Source organism: Oleiphilus sp. HI0066 (genome assembly GCF_001635725.1).
In genome coordinates this window covers 1-1,382 of record NZ_LWFH01001348.1, presented here as the reverse complement: position 1 = coordinate 1,382, position 1,382 = coordinate 1, and the positions used below count along the sequence as shown (strand labels likewise).

Sequence of the window (1,382 nt, the reverse complement as noted above, 5' to 3'; positions counted from 1 at the left end):
GGGCATCATCCTCACATATTTCAAAAAGTGGAGCTTTATAACGGATCTGTTATTGCCTATAGCTTGGGGAATTTTCTTTTCGATTTAACCTGGGATGAAAGGCTGCGGCGGACGGCCGTTCTGCAAATAGATGTTTCGACAGACCTTTCTATATCTTACAGATTATGGCCTGTGAGAATAAATGCTGTTGGCTTGCCAGAAAGAGCACCTAATATTACGTTTAATTTTACTCGTGGCACAGAAAAAACTAAATTATGGCCGCCAGAATGGCTACGAAAGTTATTGTATTTGATTGCGAATTTTCATAAAGGAAACTCTTATTTAAAGGCCAAGTTTATTTTTTGGAAAATCAAGTGTTTTGTGCGATGGAAATGAAGAACGATAGTTGCCTGAGGGTTTGTCACGTTGTGCATTGGCCTAAAAGCGGGATTACCTCTGTTGTTAGAGATTTAATAGATCATTGTAATGCTAATGGCATTGAATCTTTTGTTGTTTTATTAAAAGGGGATTATTCTGATAGGGAGTATTTTTCTGGTGCTCGTGACGTTTTTGTTCTTAATCCTTCTAGATTAATGTTTGATGGATATCGAGCCCTCAGAAAGCTGTTGTTATTGATAAATCCTAATGTGGTGCACGCACACTCTTTTACACCATTTCTTTTTGCATCTTTAACCAGGTTGCCAGCTGCTAAGTTAATTTCAACGGTTCATAGTGATTATCCATATCTTTTAGAGTCGTCGTTTAAATCTAGGGTCAAGAGATCTGTGCATCAGTATATGGCAATGCGAAAGGGAGTCATAAATGTAGCGGTTTCTGATCATGTAAGGGACCTGATTAGCACTCTAATCGGAGAAAATCGTTTGGTTACCGTGTACAACGGTATTCCCAGAACGTCTCCCGTTAGTTTCGGTCCAGAATCTGATAATAGATTGAAAAAATTGATGGGCTCTTCGAAGAATATGGTTGTTGCAATTGGCCGTCTAAGCCCTGAAAAAAATTTTGCAATGTTGATCAGGGCTTTTGCGCAACTAAAGTCTACAGGAAATGATTCTGTCCTGGTCATTATCGGTGATGGTGTCCTAGATAAAAGTTTAAGGGAGCTTGTTACGGGACTGGGTTGTGATGACCGCGTGGTATTTACAGGGTATCTTCCTAATCCTGCGAAATTAATCGAGGAGGCGTCTTTACTTGTATGTTCTAGTCTACATGAAGGCTTTGGACTTGTTTTGCTGGAAGCCATGAGAGGGGGAACGGCAATTCTTTCTACTCCAGTCAAGTTTTCGGAATATCTCGCTTCAGAGGAATGTGCGATCTTAACGGAAGGATTTGGAGTTGAAGATTTAAAACAAGGATTGATATTTGCTCTGAGTCAAAAGGCTAAA

At 39.7% G+C, this 1,382-nt stretch carries 2 protein-coding genes; both read left to right on the top strand.

All coding sequences use genetic code 11. The features are described 5' to 3' along the window. A partial coding sequence (locus A3738_RS20285; RefSeq protein ID WP_197473934.1) for a CapA family protein occupies nt 1–375 on the top strand: 375 nt, incomplete at its 5' end. Beyond that, nucleotides 342–1,382 (top strand): glycosyltransferase (locus A3738_RS20280; protein WP_156504367.1); only part of this gene is annotated, 1,041 nt, incomplete at its 3' end. The genes A3738_RS20285 and A3738_RS20280, both read left to right, overlap by 34 nt.